General features: G+C 66.9%; 1 protein-coding gene. It reads left to right on the top strand.

The annotated features are described in order from the left end of the window. Nucleotides 1-204 precede the first annotated feature (204 nt). On the top strand, nucleotides 205-1217 hold a 1013-nt coding region (locus JMO03_RS00205), incomplete at its 3' end, for an RHS repeat-associated core domain-containing protein (RefSeq protein WP_337926326.1).

Raw genomic sequence — 1217 nt, 5'->3', positions numbered from 1 at the left:
GACGACGCGTCGATGCCCGAGTGGGCAGGCGGCGGCTTCGGGTGGGGGACGTACGTCGCGAACTCGCGGTACACCCCGCTGGGCGAGACCCAGTTGTTGGACGTCGGGAACACGTATGGCACGTATGTCTCGTATGAGTATGAGGAGGCGACCAGGCGTCTGGCGGGGATCAGCCTGCGTCGGGAGCGAACGTCGGGCTCGGACGTGGATCTGGCCTACTCCTACGACGCCGCGGGTAACGTGACCTCTATGGTCGACGCCCCGGGGATCGGCACCCTCGATGCGCAGTGTTTTGCGTATGACGGGTTGCGTCGTTTGACCGAGGCGTGGACGCCGTCGGTGGCTGCGTGTGGTGATGCGCCGTCGTCGTCGACGACGCTCGGGGGCCCGGGTGCGTACTGGAACTCCTACGCGTTCGACGAGTTGGGTAACCGTACGGATGTGACGGAGCGGGATGCGCAGGGGATCGCGGCGGAGTATGCGTACACCTACGACCCGGCTGGTGGTCCGCATGCGGTCGCGGCCGTGGACGTGACCGAACGTCTCGGCGGTGCCAGCACGTGGTCGTATGAGTATGACGAGGCGGGCAATACCACGGCTCGCCCGGGCCCGGACGGCGGTGCCCAGTCGCTGGCGTGGGATGCCGAGGGCAAGCTCGAAGCAGTCACGGGTGAGGCGGAGTCTGCGGAGTTCGTCTACACCGCTGACGGTGATCGTGTGGTGCGCACCGAGGGCGGTGAGACCACGGTGTATCTGCCGGGTGGGCAGGAGGCGACTGTCACCACGGGCGGGACTGTGGAGGCGACGCGGTTCTACTCGTTCGCTGGTGCGACCGTCGCGATCCGCACCGAGGGCGGTCTCGGTGGTGTGGAGTCGTTGGTGACTGATCATCACGGCACCGTGTTGGCACGGGTGCACAACACCACCCGCCAGCTGGTCAAGACGCTGACGGACCCGTACGGCAACCTCCGTGGCGGTGAGGCACCGCCGGCGGGCCGTGGGCTGATGAACAAGGTCGTCGACGAGAGCACCGGGCTGACACAGGTCGGTGCGCGCTACTACGACCAGCTCCTCGGCCGATTCATCAGCGTCGACCCGGTCATGGACCTGACTGACCCCCAGCAGTGGCACGGCTACGCGTACGCGAACAACAACCCGACCACTTGGGACGACCCGACGGGCCTGTTGCCGCCGTTCAACCTCATCGACGGCGACTA

The organism is Luteimonas saliphila (assembly GCF_016774335.1).
Classification (GTDB): Bacteria; Pseudomonadota; Gammaproteobacteria; order Xanthomonadales; family Xanthomonadaceae; genus Luteimonas; species Luteimonas saliphila.
Note: the sequence above shows the minus strand (reverse complement) of the source record. Positions and strands in the feature narration are given on the sequence as shown.